Origin of the sequence: Lentibacillus sp. Marseille-P4043 (genome assembly GCF_900258515.1) — a bacterium.
Lineage (GTDB): Bacteria > Bacillota > Bacilli > Bacillales > Amphibacillaceae > Lentibacillus_C.
On the sequence record NZ_LT984884.1, the window covers coordinates 665954 to 688683 of the forward strand.

Annotated in this window: 26 protein-coding genes; 3 read left to right on the top strand and 23 right to left on the bottom strand. The window is 38.7% G+C overall.

Annotated elements, in window-relative coordinates; translation table 11 throughout:
- Positions 1-340: 340 nt before the first annotated feature.
- Complete coding sequence (locus tag C8270_RS03485) at positions 341-562, bottom strand: hypothetical protein (RefSeq protein WP_106495438.1); 222 nt, start codon at positions 560-562, stop codon at positions 341-343.
- A 327-nt stretch (positions 563-889) separates the two neighbouring features.
- Between C8270_RS03485 and pdaB the strand changes: the two genes are divergently transcribed.
- On the top strand, positions 890-1651 hold the full coding sequence (gene pdaB / locus C8270_RS03490) for a polysaccharide deacetylase family sporulation protein PdaB (protein ID WP_106495439.1): 762 nt from the start codon (positions 890-892) through the stop codon (positions 1649-1651).
- A 55-nt stretch (positions 1652-1706) separates the two neighbouring features.
- On the opposite strand, the gene C8270_RS03495 is transcribed toward pdaB, so the two are convergent.
- Positions 1707-2372, bottom strand: a complete 666-nt coding sequence (locus tag C8270_RS03495) for a KinB-signaling pathway activation protein (RefSeq protein WP_106495441.1) — start codon at positions 2370-2372, stop codon at positions 1707-1709.
- A gap of 406 nt (positions 2373-2778) precedes the next feature.
- On the opposite strand from C8270_RS03495, the gene gerD reads away from it, so the two are divergent.
- Entirely contained in the window at positions 2779-3387 is a 609-nt protein-coding gene (gene gerD / locus C8270_RS03500; protein ID WP_106495443.1) for a spore germination lipoprotein GerD, read from the top strand.
- A gap of 38 nt (positions 3388-3425) precedes the next feature.
- Here the strand turns inward: gerD and C8270_RS03505 are convergent, their stop codons facing one another.
- The 4 genes from C8270_RS03505 to C8270_RS03520 all read right to left on the bottom strand — a co-directional run bounded on the left by C8270_RS03505 (position 3426) and on the right by C8270_RS03520 (position 7433).
- Positions 3426-4487: an Mrp/NBP35 family ATP-binding protein gene (locus C8270_RS03505; RefSeq protein WP_106495446.1), complete on the bottom strand. Its 1062-nt coding sequence runs from the start codon at positions 4485-4487 to the stop codon at positions 3426-3428.
- A 243-nt stretch (positions 4488-4730) separates the two neighbouring features.
- Positions 4731-5453 carry an N-acetylmuramoyl-L-alanine amidase CwlD gene (gene cwlD / locus C8270_RS03510; protein ID WP_106495448.1) on the bottom strand — a complete coding sequence of 241 codons (723 nt, stop codon included), beginning with the start codon at positions 5451-5453 and terminating at the stop codon, positions 4731-4733.
- Positions 5454-5550: 97 nt separating this feature from the next.
- Positions 5551-6762 (bottom strand): efflux RND transporter periplasmic adaptor subunit, encoded by a 1212-nt coding sequence (locus tag C8270_RS03515; RefSeq protein ID WP_106495450.1) that lies wholly within the window; start codon positions 6760-6762, stop codon positions 5551-5553.
- Positions 6759-7433: a hypothetical protein gene (locus tag C8270_RS03520; protein ID WP_106495451.1), complete on the bottom strand. Its 675-nt coding sequence runs from the start codon at positions 7431-7433 to the stop codon at positions 6759-6761. The genes C8270_RS03515 and C8270_RS03520 overlap by 4 nt, the downstream gene beginning before the upstream one ends.
- Positions 7434-7670: 237 nt before the next feature.
- On the opposite strand from C8270_RS03520, the gene C8270_RS20225 reads away from it, so the two are divergent.
- Positions 7671-7832, top strand: coding sequence for a hypothetical protein (locus tag C8270_RS20225; protein ID WP_199794634.1), 162 nt, complete (start codon positions 7671-7673; stop codon positions 7830-7832).
- A 240-nt stretch (positions 7833-8072) separates the two neighbouring features.
- Here the strand turns inward: C8270_RS20225 and C8270_RS03525 are convergent, their stop codons facing one another.
- From C8270_RS03525 to rpsM, 17 genes are all read right to left on the bottom strand, one after another.
- Complete coding sequence (locus tag C8270_RS03525) at positions 8073-11156, bottom strand: MMPL family transporter (protein ID WP_106495454.1); 3084 nt, start codon at positions 11154-11156, stop codon at positions 8073-8075.
- A gap of 23 nt (positions 11157-11179) precedes the next feature.
- On the bottom strand, positions 11180-11683 hold the full coding sequence (locus tag C8270_RS03530; RefSeq protein ID WP_106495455.1) for a MarR family winged helix-turn-helix transcriptional regulator: 504 nt from the start codon (positions 11681-11683) through the stop codon (positions 11180-11182).
- A 731-nt stretch (positions 11684-12414) separates the two neighbouring features.
- Entirely contained in the window at positions 12415-12807 is a 393-nt protein-coding gene (rpsI, locus tag C8270_RS03535) for a 30S ribosomal protein S9 (protein WP_106495458.1), read from the bottom strand.
- 19 nt (positions 12808-12826) lie between these two features.
- Positions 12827-13264, bottom strand: a complete 438-nt coding sequence (gene rplM, locus C8270_RS03540) for a 50S ribosomal protein L13 (protein WP_106495460.1) — start codon at positions 13262-13264, stop codon at positions 12827-12829.
- A gap of 206 nt (positions 13265-13470) precedes the next feature.
- The gene (locus C8270_RS03545; RefSeq protein ID WP_106495461.1) at positions 13471-14079 is read right to left on the bottom strand and encodes a hypothetical protein; all 609 of its coding nucleotides are present in this window, start codon (positions 14077-14079) and stop codon (positions 13471-13473) included.
- A 40-nt stretch (positions 14080-14119) separates the two neighbouring features.
- Positions 14120-15022, bottom strand: coding sequence for an ABC transporter permease (locus C8270_RS03550; protein ID WP_158701585.1), 903 nt, complete (start codon positions 15020-15022; stop codon positions 14120-14122).
- The gene (locus C8270_RS03555) at positions 15022-15933 is read right to left on the bottom strand and encodes an ABC transporter permease subunit (protein WP_106495466.1); all 912 of its coding nucleotides are present in this window, start codon (positions 15931-15933) and stop codon (positions 15022-15024) included. Before C8270_RS03555 ends, C8270_RS03550 begins: the two co-directional genes overlap by 1 nt.
- Positions 15934-16052: 119 nt before the next feature.
- The gene (locus C8270_RS03560) at positions 16053-16385 is read right to left on the bottom strand and encodes a DUF4064 domain-containing protein (protein WP_106495468.1); all 333 of its coding nucleotides are present in this window, start codon (positions 16383-16385) and stop codon (positions 16053-16055) included.
- 273 nt (positions 16386-16658) lie between these two features.
- Entirely contained in the window at positions 16659-17399 is a 741-nt protein-coding gene (gene truA, locus C8270_RS03565; protein WP_106495470.1) for a tRNA pseudouridine(38-40) synthase TruA, read from the bottom strand.
- 18 nt (positions 17400-17417) lie between these two features.
- Positions 17418-18218 carry an energy-coupling factor transporter transmembrane component T family protein gene (locus C8270_RS03570; RefSeq protein ID WP_106495473.1) on the bottom strand — a complete coding sequence of 267 codons (801 nt, stop codon included), beginning with the start codon at positions 18216-18218 and terminating at the stop codon, positions 17418-17420.
- Positions 18211-19083 (bottom strand): energy-coupling factor ABC transporter ATP-binding protein, encoded by an 873-nt coding sequence (locus C8270_RS03575; protein WP_106495476.1) that lies wholly within the window; start codon positions 19081-19083, stop codon positions 18211-18213. Before C8270_RS03575 ends, C8270_RS03570 begins: the two co-directional genes overlap by 8 nt.
- Positions 19059-19898, bottom strand: a complete 840-nt coding sequence (locus C8270_RS03580) for an energy-coupling factor ABC transporter ATP-binding protein (protein WP_106495479.1) — start codon at positions 19896-19898, stop codon at positions 19059-19061. The genes C8270_RS03575 and C8270_RS03580 overlap by 25 nt, the downstream gene beginning before the upstream one ends.
- A 27-nt stretch (positions 19899-19925) precedes the next feature.
- Positions 19926-20201, bottom strand: a complete 276-nt coding sequence (locus tag C8270_RS19690) for a hypothetical protein (RefSeq protein WP_158701586.1) — start codon at positions 20199-20201, stop codon at positions 19926-19928.
- Between the two features lie 159 nt (positions 20202-20360).
- Entirely contained in the window at positions 20361-20714 is a 354-nt protein-coding gene (gene rplQ / locus C8270_RS03585; protein ID WP_106495481.1) for a 50S ribosomal protein L17, read from the bottom strand.
- 45 nt (positions 20715-20759) lie between these two features.
- A complete protein-coding gene (locus C8270_RS03590; RefSeq protein ID WP_106495483.1) occupies positions 20760-21704 on the bottom strand; it encodes a DNA-directed RNA polymerase subunit alpha in 945 nt (314 codons plus the stop codon).
- Positions 21705-21935: 231 nt separating this feature from the next.
- Positions 21936-22325 carry a 30S ribosomal protein S11 gene (gene rpsK / locus C8270_RS03595; RefSeq protein WP_106495486.1) on the bottom strand — a complete coding sequence of 130 codons (390 nt, stop codon included), beginning with the start codon at positions 22323-22325 and terminating at the stop codon, positions 21936-21938.
- 23 nt (positions 22326-22348) lie between these two features.
- On the bottom strand, positions 22349-22714 hold the full coding sequence (gene rpsM / locus C8270_RS03600) for a 30S ribosomal protein S13 (RefSeq protein WP_106495488.1): 366 nt from the start codon (positions 22712-22714) through the stop codon (positions 22349-22351).
- Positions 22715-22730 lie beyond the last annotated feature (16 nt).

Here is a 22730-nt window from a genome sequence, read left to right on the forward strand (position 1 = left end):
TAGTTTTTTAAAAGAAAAACGGTTTGTGTTTTTCTTGACATACTGGTTGTTTTGTTCAGTTTTCAAAGATCAATTTTTATCAGGTCGTTTTTAACGACAAGAAATAGTTTATCATGGCTAGGTTTAAATGTCAATAAGTTTTTCAAAATAATTTTATAAAACCTTTATTATAGTGAAAACCAAATTTCTAATTTCCCTAACAACAAAGACTAATATAGCATATAACTTTTCTCTTTTCAACAAATTTCGAGAAAAAATCGTTAGATACCTTAAAAAAGAGCCAATAAATGTTTTAGCCTTATCGACTCACTTATTGACCTTTCATTCATTCCTATCCTTTTTACTCATTCTTCGTGCGCTTAGGCATGTACTTTAAGCACTCCTGCTTGCTTGCTACCCGGCGGAATAGCTGAAAAAGAATTTGATACCGCTCACGCATGGCTCGTTTCACTAAATGATCAATTCGATGATCTTCTAAATCCATTAATAATTCTTCTAGCTCTCTTTTCAATAAGTACTCTACTTCCTTTTGTTCCATATCATTAATTAATAACCCTAACATTTTGCTCCCACCTCAAACTTCCATAATCAGTTATAATTAACTTATTTCAATGCCACATTTACATTTTTAACAACCTATCCACCATATTTATTCGTGAAAAATAGCGAATGTTGTCGGTTTCTGACATTTAATCTATGTACATCTGTTTGCAACTTTTCGTCTAAATACCCCTTTACCCTCCTTTTCTACTTTTTCATCCTATATTCACTCTATTTTTCAAGTTTTTTTAGTTTCCCCATACATCATGTTTTTATCCATCCAGAGCTTGTTCATATTAAAATCTCTCCATCATAAACTAAAACAAAGGCGATTTTAGGAGGACATTTGATGGAACATTTTTATACCTTGCGTTTTGGTAAATGGAAACGATGGTCAGTTGTTATTTTACTCGCCCTATTCACTGCAACGTTTTTATGGTTTCAACGTGATGGAACGTTTTCCGTTTTTTCTGCGGAAGGGGAACCAACCGCTTTAACGAAGGGAAATAAGGATGAGGCTAATATTGCATTAACATTTAATATTAGTTGGGGAGAAGAGAAGGTCTTTGATATATTAAAACAATTAAAGCAAGAAAACGTACAAGCAACCTTCTTTTTAAGCGGCGAATGGGCTGAGCGGCATCCAGAAGTAATCGAAAAGATCACAGAGGGGAAACATGAAATTGGAATGCTTGGATACCGCTACAAAAGTTATTTAGAGCAAGATATCGAACAAGTAAAGAAGGATTTATTAAAAGCGAAAGAAGTATTTCAAAAGCTCGGATATAAAGATGTTAATCTTGTTAGACCACCAAGCGGACATTTTAACGAGGAAATTATTAAGGTAGCAGAAAACCTTGGACTTAAAGTAATCCATTGGAATGTGAATCCAAATGATTGGGAAAATCCAGGGACGAACGAAATCACTGACACTGTTATGGAAAAAACCGCAAATGGTGATATTATCCTACTACACGCATCTGATTCTGTTAAACAGACAGCAAAAGCATTAAAAACCATTTTACCCGGCTTAAAAAACAAAGGCTTTACATTTGTATCACTATCTGAATTAATCAATCAAGCACACGCAAAATCTAAGTTAGTCGATTAAACTTCAAAACCCGGTTAGCCTTTTTCAAAGACTCACCGGGTTTTGATACTACATACTACGCTTTATTTGCACTCGTATTTTTACGCTTAGTCGAGCCGTTTTTTTCCACTTTGCTTTCCTCAGAAGGCTTCTTTGGATCAGGTTTATTAATTCGATGCAGAATCAATAGTTGATACGTATTACAAGCCAATAAAGGAACGATCATCAGCCATGCATATTCCGTCCCACTAGTACGCAGACCTGGAACCCATTCAATTGTCGTCATCACAACCATTAAAAAAAGCGCTGGAATAAATGCCCGTTGGTTTGTTTCTTTCGCTTTTATTTTAGCAATAATCCACCCATAAATAAGTATCGATGCGGCAATTAAAATGTATAACAATAACGAACCATCATCAGAGGCATTATACGGAAAATAAATTAAATCAAAAACCACGAAGACAATTAATAATACTTGAACGGTTGGCCAAAAACTACGAAATATACCTAACCCAAATTGATTAATGAATAAATAGGCAAAAAAACCAGTTTGGCTAACAAGACTAAACACAAAGCCAAGGCCCATAAAAAAGATGAGCACACCTAATAAATCAAAAAAATCAAATGGGTTTAACCATTTTGTATAGGAAGCTGTTTTTACAAAGAAACTGGTAATTATCCCAGCAGCACCACCAATTGCCAATGTTGTTAAAAACAATCTTACCCATTTACGACTATTCAAACCAATATCCTCCTGCCATTAGTGCTATGTAGTGATACAACATTTATTAACGTAAAAAATTTGTTTAAGTGCATGTTCAATAAATCACAGTGACTTATTGAAAACATCCTTTCAATGGTATTCTATCACGAACGCACGCATTTTTCCTTCCTGACGTGCATATTTTTATCTTTTATTTCTCATATTAAACATATGTAAGATGTTGTTCAAAAAGTCACCAAATAAAAAGCGACGAATCTCTTCGTTGGGGTAGAAGAACTTCTGCTAAAACCGCCCACGTCCTGTGGGGAACGCAGAAGTCAGCACGTCCTATGCAAGTCCGGTCATCAAGACTACGCTGCCTCGACCTTCTTACTTCTAATTTGGCAACTTTTTGAACATGCACTGTAAGGGAAGGAGGATTAAAATGCTTCGTGCAATTTTTATTTCCTTTGCTGGGTTAACACTTTTGATAGCTAGCGCTTGTGGTGGGGAAAGTGGTGCAGCAGGCGAAAAAGCTGATTACGATACAACCAAAAAAATGGTTGTTGATATATTGCAGACAGAAGATGGAAAAAAAGCACTGGCCGAAATACTAGCAGACGACAAACTTAAACAGCAACTGGTTATTCAAGATGATGCGGTAAAAAAGGCAATAAATGAAGCCCTTGTTTCCGAAAGAGGGAAAGAAATGTGGAAAAAATTGTTCGATGATACCGAATTTGTTAAAGGGTACGCAAAATCAATGTCCGACGAGCATAAAAAGTTAATGAAAGAATTGATGAACGATGCTGACTTTCAAAAGCAAATGCTAGATCTTCTCAAAAATCCGGAAATGACAGACCAAATGCTTGAAGTGTTAAAAAGCCAGAAATTCCGTTCACACCTAGAAGATACAATTAAGGAAACCCTCCAAACTCCATTATTCCAAGCTAAAATGACTGACATATTACTAAAGGCTGCTGAAGAAAAAAGCAAAGAAAAAGGTGGTAAATCAAAAGGAGAGGGTAAAGGTGGAGAAGGTGGCGGTAAATAAAAAAACAGAGGTGACATCTGCCACCTCTTGTTTGTTTTTTATTCTTCCATTTCCGCCACAACTTTTGCAGCGATTTTATGATATTCTTTTCCTAATGGATGATCTTGCTGATAAACAGATGGAGCAAAGATATCCTCTTCTTCATATGGCTGCTGGAGTGGTAAGCGCCCAAGCACTTGTGTCTTTAAAACTTCCGCAAGCTTTTTACCGCCACCTTGACCAAATACGTACTCTTTTTCACCTGTTTTCTTGCTTTCAAAATAGGCCATGTTTTCTACAACACCCAATATTTTGTGGTCTGTCTTCATCGCCATTTGTCCTGCACGTGCCGCTACAAAAGCAGCAGTTGGATGTGGTGTTGTTACGATAACTTCCTTACATGTTGGCAACATTTCATGGACATCCATGGCAATGTCTCCTGTACCTGGTGGTAAATCAAGAAGGAGATAATCCAGATCATCGCCCCATTCCACTTCCTTAAAGAAGCTTGTTAGCATTTTACCAAGCATCGGACCACGCCAAATAATTGGAGAGTTATCTTCCACAAAGAATCCCATGGAAATAACTTTTACACCCATACGTTCTACTGGGAATATCTTCTCCCCGCGCACTACCGGGCGTTCTTCCACACCCATCATGTCCGGTACACTAAAACCGTAAATGTCAGCATCGATAATTCCGACCTTTTTACCGAGGCGCATTAAGGAAACAGCTAAATTAACCGTAACGGTAGATTTCCCTACACCGCCTTTACCACTGGCAACAGCGATAAATTTTGTTTTCGTGTTTCCACCCATCAACGATGCCTCTTGTTCCTTTTCGGCAGCTGGCTGAAACTTTTGAATAACCTCATCAGGTAACTTTTCAAATCGCAGTCCAACAGTGTTTGCACCATTTTTCTTTAAAATGTTAACAATTTCTTGTTGCAACTGCATTTGTTCCCCTGTATTCGTCTTGCCGATTCCAACCTTTACACTAACATGCTTTTTCTCTTCCTTAATTGTTACATCTTTCACACCGCCAGTTTCTTCTAGCGTTTTATGTAAAAATGGATCCTTAACCGAGCTAAGCAATTGTACAACTTCTTCTTTTGATAACACAGTAAACACCATCCCTTTCCTAGCATCGACAGAATTAGCTAATCATATCCACACAATAATCCCATCATTAATTGCTAGTATAACATAATTCACAAAAAATCTAAGTGATATGAATCATGGGGATAAATGTCAATATTTCACTGCAAAGGCTGTTTATCTTTCTTTTTGTAAGAATGAATAAACATACCCCAACCACATCTATTTGGTTAGGGTATGTTACAATGATTGAACTATGGAATTTCCTTACTCTTCTTCCTCTTCTACATCCTCTGTCACATACCGCAAAATACCCTCATATATACTGCCAGCCATTTTCCGTTGGTAATCCCCTTGTTTCAGCAATTCCCGTTCATGCTCGTTCGATAAAAAGCCAATTTCTACTAACGAACCGGGAACTTCTGCGTGTTTTAATAAATATATATTATTAATAGCTAATGCCGAACGTTTGGTATTTTCAAGGTTGCGAATAACTTCTGCCTGGATCATTTTTGCCAAATGTTTACTTTCCTCAAACTTAGGGTGATAAAATGTTTGCGCCCCACTCCAGCGAGTTGAAGGGATGGCATTTAAATGAATCGTGACAAAAAAATCCGCCTTTTTATCATGGATAAATGAAAGTCGCTTACGAATATCCTCTGATTTTCTCCGAGCTAATCCACTTGTTCCATCCTCTGCCAAATCAACGTCCTTTTCCCTTGTTAAATAAACTAGTGCGCCCGATTGCTGCAAGTAGTCCTGCAGTTTCTTGGCAACCATCAGTGCAATATCCTTCTCAAGGGTTTCATCTTTACCAACAGCTCCACCATCAGGGCCACCATGTCCAGGATCAATAACAATTGTTTTACCTGCAAGCGGTAAGGACCATGATTCCCATGTTGATTCCGTCTTTTGAATCGGAAATTGAATTAAAAACGCTAAAAGTACTAAACCTGCCCCCCAGCTGATAACTTTCCCCGTACGTCCCATATTTCTCCTCGCCCCTTATTAATATCTGCTTGAACTATTTTATGGGACGAGGTAGGCGTTTATGACTGGAACGGGGTTTAAGTTTTATCTAAATCGATTATCTTGACAACAGCCCAGTAACAAAGCTTTTCCAAAATTCATCTGCATCAAATAATTGCTTCCAGCGAACTTCATCCAACTTTAACGGCGTTATAAATGTTGCTCCAGAACGGAATTGGCTTTTGTGGTCTTCCGCTACCAAATCACCGAAGTTCGCTCCTTCCGTTATTTCTTGCCTCTGGTTAGAATGAATTCCTTTTTTAATCTTTTGTTTAGATAATTTCCCTTCACTGGTCATTTTCCAAATGCTATTACCAAAAATCACATCATCATGTGCCACAGTCGCACCGGTTGATTCGTCCATTGTAATTGCCATATTCGCATGAAACCCAGGCAACAATTCCTCTTGCTCCGCTTCATCTGCAAAGGATACAGCAAATGGATAAATACTTTTCCCGCTTATATCAACTGTTTTTGGCGAATCACTAATTTTATTTATGGTCCCTTGCAATACGGTGTCATTTTCAGAAACAGCCACCTCGACAGGCATTCCTTGTTCCATTTCCATTCGCTCTTTTTCCGTCAACTCACCTTTCACATATAGTTGAGTGGATTCAATTGTAATAAGCGGATCAGCTAATGATTCGGATACCATCGTTATATTTCCTTGATAAGGGCTTTCTACCGTAATGGTATCCCCGCTCATCTGCAATTCTGTTAATTGCGTTTGTACACTTTCAAGTTGTGCATTTTTCTGAGCTAATTCATTTTCCTTCTGCGTCAAATATTGCTTCTTCATATAATCCGCTTCAACGGATGGAATTGTTGTTTCCTCACTGTCATCCTCATTACCAAGCGATACATTAATACGGGGAACTTGGTAAAATGAAATCGTTGAAATTGCTTGCTCAATCGCAGAGATTTCTCCATTTATCTTGTCGATTTCGCTTTCCAATTGTGCTTTCGTGGCAAAGTAATCTTGAACTTGATATGTATACAATTCATCTCCCACGTTCACCTGCGTACCTTCATCAACTAAAAATCCTTGAAAACTTCCCATATTGTCATTAAAATAGATATCATTTTCCTCTATCGCAGCCAGAACACCTGGTTTATCGATTTTTTCGTACATATCCGCTTTAAACGTTTTCGCCCAATCTGTTACATAAGACTTTCTTTCAACATTTTCTTCTTTATCAAAAGCAATGAGGCAAATGTTAATACCAATAAACAAGACAACACATAAATAGATAATTTTTTTCCGCTTCATTCAAACCACCCACTTATTAAATGAACATCAATAAAACCTAGAAACGTTACGGTTAACCAATATATAATATGTATAACAATTACACTAAGCCATATCCATCGCTGTTTGATCGTGGACAAGTAACGGATGTATTTCACCTGAAACCAGATAATCCATAACTGGACTAAAGAGATTGCTCCAAAGAAGGAAACGATCCATGGTGTACTTGTGAGATGGGAGGCAATGATCCCAAATGATAGCGGCGAAACATACCAATCCAATCCCCAATATAGCATAAGCGGTATCCATAAGATTCGTTCCACAAGCATCACTAATAAAACAATTTGCTGCATAATAATGAGTTTTTGATACGGGATACCTGTTATTGCATAAAAAATAAGGGAGGGTATGAATAATACAATAAGCGCTAACAGGATCGCAAAAACACATCGCCCAAGAGCAAAACCAAATTTACTTTGCTCGTAATCAAGTGTATTTAATTCTATTGCATTGCTTGAAATAATATCGGACCCTATTCCAAGAAAAGCCATCCAAGTGTAAATAGCCATGCTAAACAAGGTTAACAACAAACATAATCTCCACAAATTTTTTATCTTTTCCGCTTTATTGATTCGGTATAAATGATCGTCCATGGAAAACAGAAATTTAATGATGTTAATAGAATAGACCATTTGCTACATTCCCTTTTCTACATGTATTTTCCAAAAACTTATTAGATTTAATTTTAACTTATCGCATGACGAAATTCTACAATTTTTACGACTTTTGATAATATATGAGGAAAAGTAACTATATATTAAAAACCTCTCAACAAGTAAGTTTACAGCTTTCAGGGCATTCAGAAATAATTTTTCTCAACTAGGAAACATTAAATACTGTTTAGAATAATTATGGGAGGTGTTCCATTCATGTCTGAGCAAAACAAGAACCGTAACAAAGATAAAGGAAATCAACGAAACGTAATTAAATATGATACAACCCCAAAACGTGAGCGAAGTAACGATGTAGAAATTGCAGAAGACACAGAGTTTCTTAATTTGGATAATAAGAAAAATAAACGAAAACGCTGAAGAGTCGAAAAGGCCATCATCCTGCCCATGTTAGGAGATGATGGCCTTTTGTTATCACATTCGGACATTTTAGAAGGAGAAAAATATGCAACATTTAGCAAAAATCATTAGATCAGTCCTTTAGCCTATGCTTTCCACATTGTCGACACTTGACAAACCAAATAAAGCAGACCCCTGAATAGGAATCTGCTTTATTTGGTTTAATTAGCTTTCTTCAACTGGTTCATTTCCAGCAAATTCTCATACTGTTTTTTCTTCTATGCTTACGGTTTTTTTCTTTTTACCAGATAATAAATTGGCTAGACGTTCCGGAAGAGCCATTAAAGCTGGTAAAAAGATAGGGAGCAAAATAAAGCAAAGTACAATTAAGCCTGTAATGACCGAAATGGCCAATTCAGATAAAAGTACAATTCCCGCCGGCATGAGTGTCGCGAAAGTACCCCCAAGTATGATGACTGCCGATATGATCACACTACCTATATGCTTGGAAGCTGATACAATTGCCTCTTTAGGCGACAAATCTGGGTATTCCTTAAACCGCATCATCAAGAATATGCTGTAGTCTACTCCCAACGATAAAATAATGATAAAGGAGAAGAATGGAACAAAGGAAGACAAGCCTGCATATCCAAGCAAATCTAGGAAAATATAATTTACGACGAACATCGATGCATAGTACGCACCTACAAGGGATGCAGTAATGAAAATCGGTGTCCAAAAAGATCTTATAACAAAGAACAGAACAAGCAGTACGCCAGCAATGACGATAATCGTTGTTTTATTCAAATCCCTGGACAAAATATTGTTCATATCATTCGTTGTGGCGCTTGTTCCCGCTGTTCCATACTCAGCACCCGCAAGTACTGTACCTTTTAACCCAGTAGAAACAGTCGCATTCATTTTATCAATCGTTTGTAAAGCTTCATTTGAATAAGGGTCATCATTCAAAATAACCGTCATCTTTGTGATTGTTCGCTCTTTAGACATGAAAGCATCCAATGAATCTTTAAATTCATCATTTGTCAAAGCTTCCTCTGGAATAAAGAAGCTCTTATTCTCATTCAGCTGAGTTAAGTAACCATTCGTTTGGCCAATGCCATCGGAAATTTCCTCTAATCCGCCATTTACATCAGATAATTGATCTCCAAAGGCACTAAATCCATTAAGCCCCTCAGCAAGCTGCTTTTGTCCTGATTCCATCTTACCAAGTCCGTCATTCACACTATTCATATTCGTTACGATTGTACCTATTCCAGACGAAGCTTCTCCGAGTCCTTCTTTGAGCTTTTTCAAACCACCTGCCATTTGATCCAAACCATTGCTGATATCCGCAAGATTTTTATTGGCTGTGTCAAAACCGGAAGTGACTGTGTTATATTGTTCATTTAATTTGTTAATACCTTCAGGCGTAATGTCACTTAAAGAGGACGATAACCCGTCTAATGTTTGTTTTAATCCCAGGTAACGTTCATCATTATTTAGATCAGCGTAACTGTCCCCCAGATCAGCAACCATCGATTGCATGAGGGCAATTGTTTCTTTTACACCAAGAACAGCTTGGGCAGCACCCTGATAATGTGTTCCCATTTCCTTATATCCAGCCTGCATTTTTCCATAATTATCGGCTAGCATAGATACACCACTGCTCATCTCTGAAAGATTGGTTTCGATGGAAGCGATACCGTTTGATATGGTTTGTGGATTGCTTGTCCCATCGTCAATTCCAGCTTGGATTTGCTTTAATCCATTAGCTAATGCTGTTACACCGCTCTGGAGTTCTGCCGTACCATCAACCATTTCATTTACCTGTGAAAAGTCTGCCGATCCAAGCTTTTCCTGGGCTTCCTTCATACCATCAGATATGGTATCCACACCATTTCGCGTTTGTGATAAGCCGTCTGTCACTGTCCCCATTTGATCGGAGACATAGAAATCATCAATCTTTTCCCCTAAAGGCTGTGTGACGGAGGATACCTGCTTGACACCCTTCATATCCTTAAGTCTCTCAGTAATATCATCAATCACAGCAAGAGATTCGTTGTTATCCATGGTTTTCTTATTTTCAATGACAACCGTAGCCGGCATGGATTGTCCTTTGCCAAAATGCTCTGAAACCAAATTAATTGCTTTTGACGAAGGATAATCGTTTCCAAGTTCCCCAACGGTATCAAAGTTAAGTTTCTCCTCATGGAATAAAACCATTGGCCCGATTATTAGAAGAATGATAAGCGTAATGATAATCGGATGCTTTACCCCAAGGGATGATGCTTTACCCCAGAATTTATTTTCCTTATGACCGCCAACGTTTTTAGACGGCCAGAACAGCTTTTTGCCTAACACCTTCATGATAAAAGGAGTTAACGTTAAAATTTCAAGTAATAATATGGTTACACCGATTACGACAACAACACCAGATTGATAGATTGGTGATTCGGAAAAAACTAGTGCAAGAAATGCAATAAACACTGTCAGTATACTATAAGCAATTGTTTTTCCTGCAGTTTTATAAGTCTTAACAATGGAATCATCGATCGATTGTCCTTTTGCTAGTTCTTCCTTAAATCGGTTGAATAGAAGAATGTTGTAATCTGTACCAAGCCCAAAGAGAATAAGGACTAACAGCATTTGAGTAAGACTAGTAACCGGAAATCCTACTTTATCTATTAACTGGGCCGCAATTCCCATCGAACAAAGATAGGAAAATGCTACAGCTAATAAGGATACCAGCGGTGTTACAAAAGACCTAAAAGCAATAATAAGTACGACTAAAATAAAGATAACCGTAAGCGCTGCACTTTTCTCAACACCTGCCTGGGTTGCCTTTAAATAATCATTATTGATAAAATCTTCTCCGCTTAAATAGTGTTCAACAGGTACGTTATCCAATTTTTCCTCAAATTGCTTTTGGATATCATCTATTTCTCTGCCTTTTTTATCAAGCTTATAGCTCACCATTAAGGTCGTACCATCTTCAGAAACTAAAGAGCTTTTGGCATCAGGCATACTGAAGGGATCAATCATTTTCGTAATTCCAAGTTCTGAACTGCTATCACTGATTGAACTTACCGTTTCCCCGATCTGTTTCATGTCGCTTTTTGAAATTTTGTCTTTATCATAAAAAACGATAAGGTTATCTGTACCTTCTGTCGTCTCCATTTTTTTCAATATATTATTTGCCATGACAGATGGGCTGTCTTCACTCGTGCCTTCCTGTCCTTGATCACGCAATATTGCATTGATATCTGGTTGAAAGACGGTCAACACAATCGTGGCAATTAGCCAGATAGCTAAAATGGCCCAGCGTCCTTTTATAATTGTTCTCATCCCGCAGCCTCCCGCTTTTAAGTTTATTTTTTTCGTTTGTCTTTTTCGGAGAAGTACAGAATATCGGGATACTCATAATCATTCATGCCTTCAACCATCATTTTTTTCTTAACAGCCGACACCAATAATTGCATTCCCTCTTCCACCATCTCTTGTTCTTTAGGATTTAAAAGATCTACAACGCCAATTAACGACTGATTTTTAAGCTGCGATATGCTTTCATCTATATCTTCAGCTAGTCTGGGTGACAAAGAAATATCTACCAGACGTTTATCCCTCTCATTAGGAGTTTTCACCAGAAAATCTTTTGACATCAGTCTTTCAACAATATCCGAAACAGTACTTTGCGTCATTTTTAAATTTTGAGAGAGTAGTTTAATACTTACCGTTTTATGAGCAAACACTTCTCCAATGACCCTCACTTGGGGAATGGTAACACCATGCTCCTCTGCTTGTTTCTGAAGACTTTTCATTGTATAACGATGTATATATTCAATGGATTCCCCAATAAAATCAGCCTTTTCCAATATTGCCCAGCCTCCTTCCGAAAAACAATCGTACACGATACATCGCATACGATATATATTAAAGTGATAAGTTATATATGTCAATTAAAAGTTTGTGTACAAATTATGTCAGTCTCCTTTTTAAGCTCTTCAAAAAGAGTTGTTTTGAAATTAGGAGGAGTTCCAAAGAATAAATAAATATAATCTTCTTTTTAACCAATAATATTAAGATAGGGAGTTATTTTAAAAAAGACCACCTAGCCCATTTTGGCAGGATGGTCTTTCACTTTTATCCGCAACTTTCACTACTTTGTCATACTAAATACAGAATCTACATATCCGTAATTATTATTCTGGTTAATTGACGTATTATTCCAATATAGTAATTGAGACAATGAAATAGCAAGATGATCATTTTCCTCTTCTGGAGCTGGAAGTGGCTCATCCTGCTGAAAGCAAATTAGAGCCGAATTTTATTCCTTCTTACCTTGAAACAAAGGACTATGACGCTCACTATCTATAAGAGCTAAATTTTGTAATTCAGAATTTGGAATCAAACATTTCACTCCAACCATAATCTTTGCTACTTAATGTACAAAATCCGTTATTGGATGTTAATTTGTTTCACTAAATTCAATTACTTTCTCCCCATTTACTAAATACCTTTTACTATCTAATGTGGTCAAAATGTAATCAAGACACGAAAAAGACCCTTTCCACAAAAGTGAAAAGAGCCTTGAAACGTAGATAAATTAACGTTTTGAGAACTGTGGTGCACGACGAGCGCCTTTAAGACCGTATTTCTTACGTTCTTTCGCGCGTGGGTCACGAGTAAGGTATCCTTCACTTTTAAGAGAAGCACGATATTCTGGATCTGCTTCTAGAAGTGCACGTGCGATACCATGACGGATAGCACCAGCTTGACCAGTGAATCCTCCACCATGAACGTTTACTAAAACATCGTAAGTTCCTTGAGTTTCAGTAGCTACAAGTGGCTGATTCAAAATTAGTAATTGTGTTTCATATGGAAAATAGTCTTTTGCTTCACGTTTATTGATCGTAACACGGCCAGTTCCTGGAACTAAGCGAACACGTGCGGTTGAACTTTTCCGACGACCTGTACCGTAATATTGTACTTGTGCCAATTGATTAACCTCCTTTTAATTATCCACGAAGCTCGTAAACTTCTGGTTTTTGTGCTTGATGATTGTGTTCAGAACCTCTGTATACGTGTAATTTCTTACCCATTTTACGGCCTAATGGACCTTTAGGAAGCATACCTTTTACAGTTAGTTCTAACATTTGTTCAGGGTATTTTGTACGCATTTCATATGCATTGCGTTCTTTCAACCCGCCAACATAATTTGTATGACGATAGTACATTTTGTCATTTATTTTATTTCCTGTAAGTTCGATTTTTTCAGCATTGATAATGATAACATTATCACCTGTATCAGCATGTGGTGTATAGGTTGGTTTGTGCTTTCCGCGAAGGATTGCAGCAACCTCACTAGCTAAGCGACCTAATCGCTTGCCTTCCGCATCCACAACAAGCCATTTGCGTTCAATATTATTCTCATTCGCCATGAAAGTTGTGCGCATGATGGTTTCCCTCCATATTCTTTCGTTTCCGTTGGTTATTCCTATATTTAACATAATTAGTTTCCGGGGCTAATCATGGTTTAGAAATAAAATGCCATAGACCATAGTATACCAAAATGGTGCTCTATGTCAAGTCAATACACTATTTTTTATCCTTTATAAGCTTTTTGATAGAACACTTAAAAATCCGCATCACACAAGGGATCTTACTCTTCTTCCTCTCCTTCCAATTTTTGCTTCAATTCCACTCCTCTATCTTCTAAAACATCCCGCACATTATATTGACTTTTTACCAGTTCTCTTGAATACCGGTACGAAAGAATATCGCCTGATTTTATCGTTAATTCCAGCCTTGATAAAGAAACCTGCTTATCCTTCTTTTCTGATACGGCAGCAGCTTGTTCTATCTCATCCCAATCATAGAATTTCTCATCAATTGAAAATAGGTCGTTTTGATAAATACCTTCATTTGTAAAGTAATAATATTGATTCACACTTAAGTAAATAAAAATTAATCCCGGTATAAATCCAAGTAACGTACCAACCGTCTTGAGTCGTTTCTTTCCTCTTACCCTGGATTGATAATAAGCTAAGCCCCCGACAACAAGGCCTAAATAAAGAAATGCCACACCACCTATAATATAGCTAGATATCGGTGACTGGAAAAGCCAAATACCAGTGACCTGCTGATAAAAAAAGTCTTGTGCAATGGTAATGAACACAAATGGTGCAAAAAAGCTAGAAAATCCAAGGACAATTGCAATCGCTATCAAAATTGGCACCAAATCCTGTGAACGTTTTTTCTTTTTGGACATATGTATCCCCCTAGTATCTCACAATTAAGTTGTAAGATTTTTATGTACGGCGCTGGAAATACCGCAGCAGCCCTTCTGATAAAACATAAAACGATAGAATGGTGAACGTTATTGCAAGTGTTGCAAAAAAAGGAATCCATGGCGCTGTTCGGATTGTATGGGTGATATCCGTAAGTAAAATAGGCCAGGTATCGGATGTGTTGACAAAAGTCATTGCTCCGCTTTCCAGTTGTACAAACGCCTGCGATACAAATATGGAAACAAATCCAAGCTGCGCCAATAAAAATAGTGTCCGTCCAAGACCATTGCAAAAGTTAACAATGATTTGTCCAGAAATCTGCGGGTAATAGTACCGTCTGAACAATTGGAATGGTGAACAACCGACCATTACACCGGATTCCACGTAAGCTTTTTTTGATATAACGAGCAACTCTTCTTCAAAGATTTTGCCAACACGCCCTACCTCTACTAGTGCTATCACAAGAACAAGGAAAAACGGACGGGCTGAGGTAAATAGAATTGGCGGTAATAAAACGAGCAGCATCACAATAAAAATTGTTGGAACACCAGAAAGCAACTGATTCCATCCCGCCAAAAGCCCCCGGAAAAAGCGCACTCTATTCGCAGCAAATACCGCCAATGGGATCGCAATGATATAACGAATCAAACTAATAAAAAAGATCAATGCTAACGTCGCACCCGCCCCCATAGTGAGCAAGCTCAATAAATCCCTTCCTTCGCCATCCGTACCAAATGGAAATTCCCACGATGGACTGTAAGGGGGTATGACAGGCTTCTGATTATCATCTAATATGTATAAGATATCGCTCAAACTATCATCAACAAAGGGGAAATACCTGCCGAATATGGAGATAGTTAATAAGAACGTAACCATAAGTATTCCAAGCACCAATGCCGGGTTTCGCTTCCATTTGCGTATCATCATGATTCCTCCGCTTGTGCATTCATAACTGCATACTTTACGATCTGGCTAAACCAAACACTTGCCAGTATCAGTAACATAAAGGCAAATAATAATACAACCGTCATATTCGTATCATAGTTTTGAATCGACTGCAGCAAGTAATACGCTGCCCCGCGATATCCTGTCAGCAATTCTATAATTGGCAGGCTACTTAATACATACAACATAACCGTTTGCACATGCGTCAAAATCGTCGGCCAGGAATTCCAAAGCATATGGAAAGAGACCACCCGAAACGAAGATGTACCTTTAGAACGTGCAGTTCGGACATAGTCATGGTCTTCCTGCTGTAACAATGCCTGTTGTGTTAGATTTGCAAGGTACATCGTTGGATATATCGCAACGACCAACATGGGTAAAATAAAGCTGTACCACTTGTCATCACTGAACAACGAAAATGATGGAAAACCCCAACGAATAAGCAGGATAATAAAAAACTGCAACCCAACAACAATAAAGAAATCTGGAACAGCGGTACATAACCAGTTAACCACCCTTAGCGCAATACCCCTTTTCCGATGATAGTTAACGAAATTCGCGACACCAATGATGATGCCAAAAAGTACGCTGATGAAAAAAGCAGGAAGAATAATTTCCAGGCTTCTACCAAGATACGTACCTGCAGCTTCCATTACTGGGATCCCTGTTTTCACTGCCCCAAAGCCTCCATTTGCAATTAAATCTGTAAAAAAGTGCTGAATGTTGGCTATATAACCCTCCCAGCCAAATGGAAAAACCGTCTCCATATGAAAGGTGCCCTCACTCATTACCACAGGCTCACGAGGAAGAAGAATAATAGCCAATACAACAATGCTAACGCCAAAAAATATCAACAGACTCTTCAGTAAATTTAAGGTAAGGTTCTTCACTGCAACACCCTCTATTGATGGTTATTATTCTTAGTAATAGCGTCTAATTCGACCCCTAAGTCAATTAATTAGCCTCTAACAAATCTCTAAATTGGTTTCACTATCTTTCCAGTTTCCTATTATTTTCGATACAAACACAAAAACCCCACAACGACTAAAATTATTCCCGACGGCTTTGTTACGTTCTCTAATAAAAACAGCCACACACCAGAAATAATAAAAATTGCCCCTGCCTTTTTCACTTCATATTGGACTTTATATGCCATCCAAATAGCAATTATAGAAGCAACTCCCCTAGTAGAACCCGGCAGAAAGTGATGAGCAAAGTAGCTATCTTTCAATGAAAACGTAAAATATATGTACAAAAGGGATCCAAGAAGACCTGTAATACCGCCAATTAATCCAAGGGTAAATTCCAAATCCTTTGGGCGTGATCGCATCTCTTCATCCATTCATTGCTCACCTACTTTAAAAACGAATGCAATTATTTGCAATTGTAACATAATTTTTGATAAAAAAATCGACTCGTTAAAAAACGAATCAATTTTACACTCTAAAAATTACTGGTAAGCTTTAGCAGAAGCTTGGACCCGACTAGATATAATCTTTCCTGTTTTCATAATTTCTTCTAAAAACCCAACTCGGTACTCATCCTTTCCAATTAAAACAGGCTGAGCTTTCCTCCTTAACGGGTAACGAATAAACATTGCGAGTCTACGATCAATTCAATACCTAACCCTCCACAAATACAACCCTTGAGGTGGTATCGTTTCTCCAACAAGTTGGCGATCTCTTTGCTCGATAAGAAAGGGGATATCGCTCGCACTACGTCTGCCTTGACCAATATCAAGCAAGACGCCAACAGTTATCCGGACCATGTTATATAAAAAGCCGCTTCCACGAAAAATAAATTCAATCTCACTCCCATGTTTCTCGCATGAGAGCTGGTAAAGTGTGCGGACTTTGCTTCCTTTTGTAGTTGCTTTTGCTGAGGAAAAAGTAGTGAAGTCATGTTCCCCTTCTAAATAGCTGCAGGCCTCCTGCATTACCTTTATATCCAGTGGGTAAGGAAATTGATAAGCATAGTTTCGCTTAAACACATCAGTCTCTTTTTCATTCCAAACATAATAACGATATTCTTTCTCAATCACATCATAACGTGCGTGAAACGCTGTCGGAACTTTTTCCACATCATTCACATAAAGATCACCCGGCAAAAGTGTGTTAAGTGCCCGCTTCCAATTCACTTCCGGTATAATAAAAGGCGTTTCAAAATGGATCGTCTGCCCTTTTGCGTGTACACCTGTATCGGTTCTTCCGGAAGCTTGAATTCGGATATGTTCACCTTTGTGCATTTTCTGTAATGCTTTTTCTAACTCGCCGTGAACAGTGCGTTTCTTAGGCTGGATTTGAAAGCCGGAAAAATTGGAACCATCATAGCTAATCACACATTTAATCTTCTCCATCCAAATCCAGTCCCCCTGCTAGTAAGTTCTTGTTAAAAACAATCCCGCAATAACAAATAAGAATAATACATAAATTGCTATATCCCGCTTTTCAATTTTTAATTCTCTTAGTTTAGTCCGGCCTTCTCCACCTTGATAGCCACGGGCCTCCATCGCCATTGCAAGCTCCTCAGCACGTTTAAACGCACTCACGAACAGTGGCACCAATAATGGGACAACTGCTTTAGCACGTTCCTTGATTGGTCCTGTTTTAAAATCTACTCCACGTGATGCTTGTGCCCGAGAAATTTTTTCTGTTTCCTGCATGAGTGTCGGAATAAACCGTAATGATATCGACATCATCAGCGCTAGCTCATGCACTGGAAATTTAACTTTTTTCAGCGGATGAAGCATATCCTCGATTGCATCCGTTATTTCAATTGGTGTTGTCGTTAACGTTAACAAAGACGTGATTAAAATTAGCAAGAAAAACCGCATCGAAATTGCAAATCCTTGAATAAGTGCACCTGAATAAACGTTAAATGAAAATACTTCAAATAGGACTGTTCCTTCTTTTGTTACAATCAAATGTAAAATAAACGTAAATACAATTAAGAACCAAACAGGCATTAACCCTTTCAAGATAAACTTAATTGGTATTCTTGTCGTAATAACACTTGCTAAAGCGAAAACAGTTAAAATCGCATAACTAAGCACGGAATTGGCAAAAAAAACAATAAACACAAAGAAAAAAATGATCGTAATTTTTGTCCGTGGATCCAAACGATGGATGATCGAGTTTCCCGGAACATATTGGCCAATAATTAGAGAGTTACTCATACGATTCAGCCCCCTTTACATAACGCTGAATAATCTGAGCAATTTCTTCTATTGATTGGCGATGAAATGGAATCGATACATTAAATTTCTTTTCAAATGACTTAAGGAATTGAACAGCCTCTGGAACATCCAGTTGGACTTTATTTAACGCCTCTTGCTGTGTCAATACTTCCTCTGGCTTGCCTTCCATATATTTGGTACCTTTATTTAAAATAATGACGTGATCGGCATATTGCACTGCATCCTCCATGCTATGTGTTACAAGCACCGTTGTCAGCCCTTCTCGTTGATGCAATTCATAGAACATATCCATTATTTCCCGTTGTCCACGTGGGTCTAATCCAGCAGTGGGTTCATCCAATACCAGCACATCTGGTTTTGTCGCCAATACCCCAGCAATTGCTACTCGACGCATTTGTCCACCACTTAACTCGAATGGTGAACGTTGCAGTAATTCCTCAGGCAACCCAACTGCAGGAACAATTTCTTGTATTCGTTGTTTTATTTCATCTTTAGCGACACCAAAGTTTTCTGGACCAAATGCAATGTCCTTTTCCACATTCTCTTCAAATAATTGATGTTCTGGATATTGAAATACAACCCCGACTTTGCTGCGTAATTCCTTCATATTTTTAGGCTTCTCATCGTTGGTAAGGCGATAGTCCCCAATTGTGACGCTACCTTCACTTGGTGAAACCAATCCATTTAAATGCTGAATAAGTGTCGACTTGCCTGAACCTGTATGACCAATAACTGCTACAAATGAACCTGATGGTATATGAAATGATAAGTCCTCTATTGCTTTATGGGCAAATGGTGTGCCCTGTTGGTATATATAGCTTACGTTCTCGAATGTAATGTCCATAAGTCCTCCAGCAATTCTTCTTGGTTTAATGGTTCAGTTGTAACAGGAATTCCCGCCTGTTTAAGTTCATCAGTTAAAATAGCCACAAATGGCACGTCAAGTCCAATTTCCCGTAATGCATCTTTTTTAGAAAAAATTTCTCGTGGTGTTGCTTCATCCCATGTTTCTCCGTTATTCATTACAATAACTCGTTCAGCTTGTACAACCTCTTGCAAATCATGGGTAATCGTTATTAATGAAAGCTCATGTTCTTGCCTAACATTAGAAACGGTACGCATAATTTCCTGGCGTCCCTTTGGATCGAGCATCGCAGTGGCCTCATCTAATATTAATACATTTGGTGAAATCGCTAGAACACTGGCAATCGCAACCCGCTGTTTTTGCCCACCAGAAAGCCTGTGTGGTTCGGTTAACTTATACTCCTGCATACCAACAGCTGTTAAATTTCGATCAATCCGGTTAATCATTTCATCACGTGAAAAGCCACGGTTTTCCATTCCGAACGCAACATCATCCTGTACGGTTGTCCCCACAAATTGGTTGTCCGGATTTTGAAAAACCATCCCAACCTCTTTCCGAATCTCCCAAATGGTTTCCTGATTCACTTGTTGACCATTAATAATGATTTCGCCCTCTACAGGAAAAAGCAGCCCATTCATCAGCTTTGCAATAGTAGACTTTCCTGACCCATTATGGCCTATAATAGCAACCCATTCATTTCTATAGATTTCAAACGAACAATTCTTTAACACCCATGGCTCCTCATCTCCATATCGAAACGATACATTTCTAAACTCTATAAATTTTTCTCTCATTGTGTAATGACCTCCTCTAACTCAGCTCTATGGCCTGGGTGTATTTTCCTTTATCGGGCCGATGTTCTCGTTCTCGGGCCGATGTTCTCGTTCTCGGGCCGATGTTCTCGTTCTCGGGCCGATGTTCTCGTTCTCGGGCCGATGTTCTCGTTCTCGGGCCGATGTTCTCGTTCTCGGGCCGATGTTCTCGTTCTCGGGCCGATGTTCATCAGCGGACTTAATCGTCCGCTTCTGAACAGTCGCCTCAGCCTCTCTGATCCAGTTGCTTGTTGGCCAGCGAATACCGCCATAAGCAATGGACACTTCGAACGCTGAAAACCGTGCGTTCTGCGGTCCCTTGCCTGTGGCTTCTGTCGCTAAACGGCCCCGCTACACTTTTCTCTTCCCCATTATACACAAAAAAAGGGCTTGGATTCACCTCTGGAAGAGATTCAGTCCTGCCCTTATCGCGCACATGTTTCATTAAACTAGTTCAATAATTGCCATTTTTGCTCCGTCACCTTGACGTTCACCTAGCTTAAGAACGCGTGTGTATCCACCTTGTCGATCTTCGTAGCGTGCAGCGACGTCACCGAAAAGTTTTTGAACTACACTTTCGTTTTCGTTTGCTTCCTGGTTGTATAAAAATGCTGCGGCTTGACGGCGAGCGTGAAGATCACCGCGTTTACCAAGCGTAATCATTTTATCAACTACAGATTTCAATTCCTTCGCTTTTGCTTCTGTTGTTTCAATCCGCTCATGAATAATCAAGTCAGATGCAAGGTTGCGAAGTAGTGCCATACGTTGATCTGTTGTACGACCTAATTTTCTAGCCATGGACTATCCCTCCCTTTCCTGATACTCTAAAGGTGTCTATATTGATCAGTCATCATTACGTAAGCCTAAGCCAAGATCGTTTAGTTTTACTTTTACTTCTTCTAGTGATTTACGGCCTAGATTACGCACTTTCATCATATCTTCTTCAGATTTATTTGAAAGCTCCTGAACTGTATTGATGCCAGCACGTTTCAAACAATTATAGGATCTAACAGATAGATCAAGTTCTTCTATTGTCATTTCCATAACTTTTTCTTTTTGATCTTCTTCTTTTTCAACCATAATTTCCGCGTTTTGTGCCTCATCTGTTAAACCTACGAAAATGTTAAGATGTTCAGAGAAGATTTTTGCACCTAAAGAAACTGCTTCTTCAGGGCGAATACTTCCATCAGTTGATACATCAAGGGTTAATTTATCGTAGTTGGCAACTTGACCTACACGGGTATTTTCAACTTGATATGTGATACGTGATACTGGTGTGAAGATCGAATCAATCGGAATAACACCAATCGCTAGATCATCATGATTATTTGCTTCTGCTGGACGATAGCCACGACCGCGTTCTGCGGTAATTTTCATATGCAAGCTTCCTTTACTACTGATCGTAGCAATAGGTAGGTCAGGATTTAATACTTCTACATCACTATCATATGTTAGATCTGCAGCCGTTACTTTTCCTTCTCCCTGCACATCAATCTCTAATGTTTTCTCTTCGTCAGAGTAAATTTTTAGAGCAAGCTTCTTCAGATTCAAAATAATTGTAGTTACATCTTCAACGACCCCATCAATTGTTGAAAATTCATGTAACGCACCATCAATTTGAACTGACGTTGCAGCAGCGCCTGGAAGTGAGGATAGTAGGATACGACGCAAGGAGTTTCCTAGAGTAGTACCATATCCACGTTCAAGCGGTTCGACGACGAATTTCCCAAACTTGGCATCATCGCTGATCTCTACCGTTTCTATTTTTGGTTTTTCAATTTCGATCATTCTATAAAACCCTCCTTCAAAACGTCGAAACCCCGGTTAGACTCCCCTGTCTAACCGAAATTCCTCAAATAGGCAGTTGGCGTTTCTGCACTATTGAATACATTCGTACTTTCGTGTCTGTCTAGATGCTGTTGGTTAAGGTATTCTCGGAAAGGGATTAACCCTTCATGCCTTACACTTTTAGCCATCATAACCCATTATAGACAGGGTGACAAATAATATACGGTCAAATTATACACGACGACGTTTTGGTGGGCGGCAACCATTGTGAGGAACTGGTGTTACGTCACGAATGGCTGTAACTTCTAAGCCTGCTGCTTGAAGCGAACGAATTGCTGCTTCACGGCCGGCACCAGGGCCTTTTACAGTTACTTCTAATGTCTTCATGCCATTTTCTACAGCTGATTTTGCTGCAGTTTCAGCTGCCATTTGTGCAGCAAAAGGTGTAGATTTACGAGAACCTTTAAAACCCAACGCACCTGCTGAGCTCCAGCCAACAGCGTTACCTTTAACATCCGTAATTGTTACAATTGTATTGTTAAACGTTGAACGAATGTGTGCTACACCTGTATCAATATTCTTTTTCACACGACGCTTACGTGTATTAGTTTTACGAACCATTGATTAGCTTACCTCCTTCTAAGTTATTTCTTCTTGTTAGCGATTGTACGACGTGGACCTTTACGTGTGCGTGAATTATTTTTCGTCTTTTGCCCGCGTAACGGCAAGCCGCGACGGTGACGCATTCCTCTGTAGGAACCAATCTCAATTAAACGTTTAATGTTTAGGGATACTTCACGACGAAGGTCACCTTCAACTGTATGAGCGTCAACTGCTTTACGAATTTTACCTAATTCATCTTCAGTTAGGTCGCGTACACGAGTGTCTTCTGAAACGCCTGCTTCTTTAAGGATACTTTGTGCAGTTGTTTTCCCAATACCATAAATATATGTCAATGAGATTACTACACGTTTATCACGCGGAATATCTATACCTGCAATACGTGCCATAAATGCTTGCACCTCC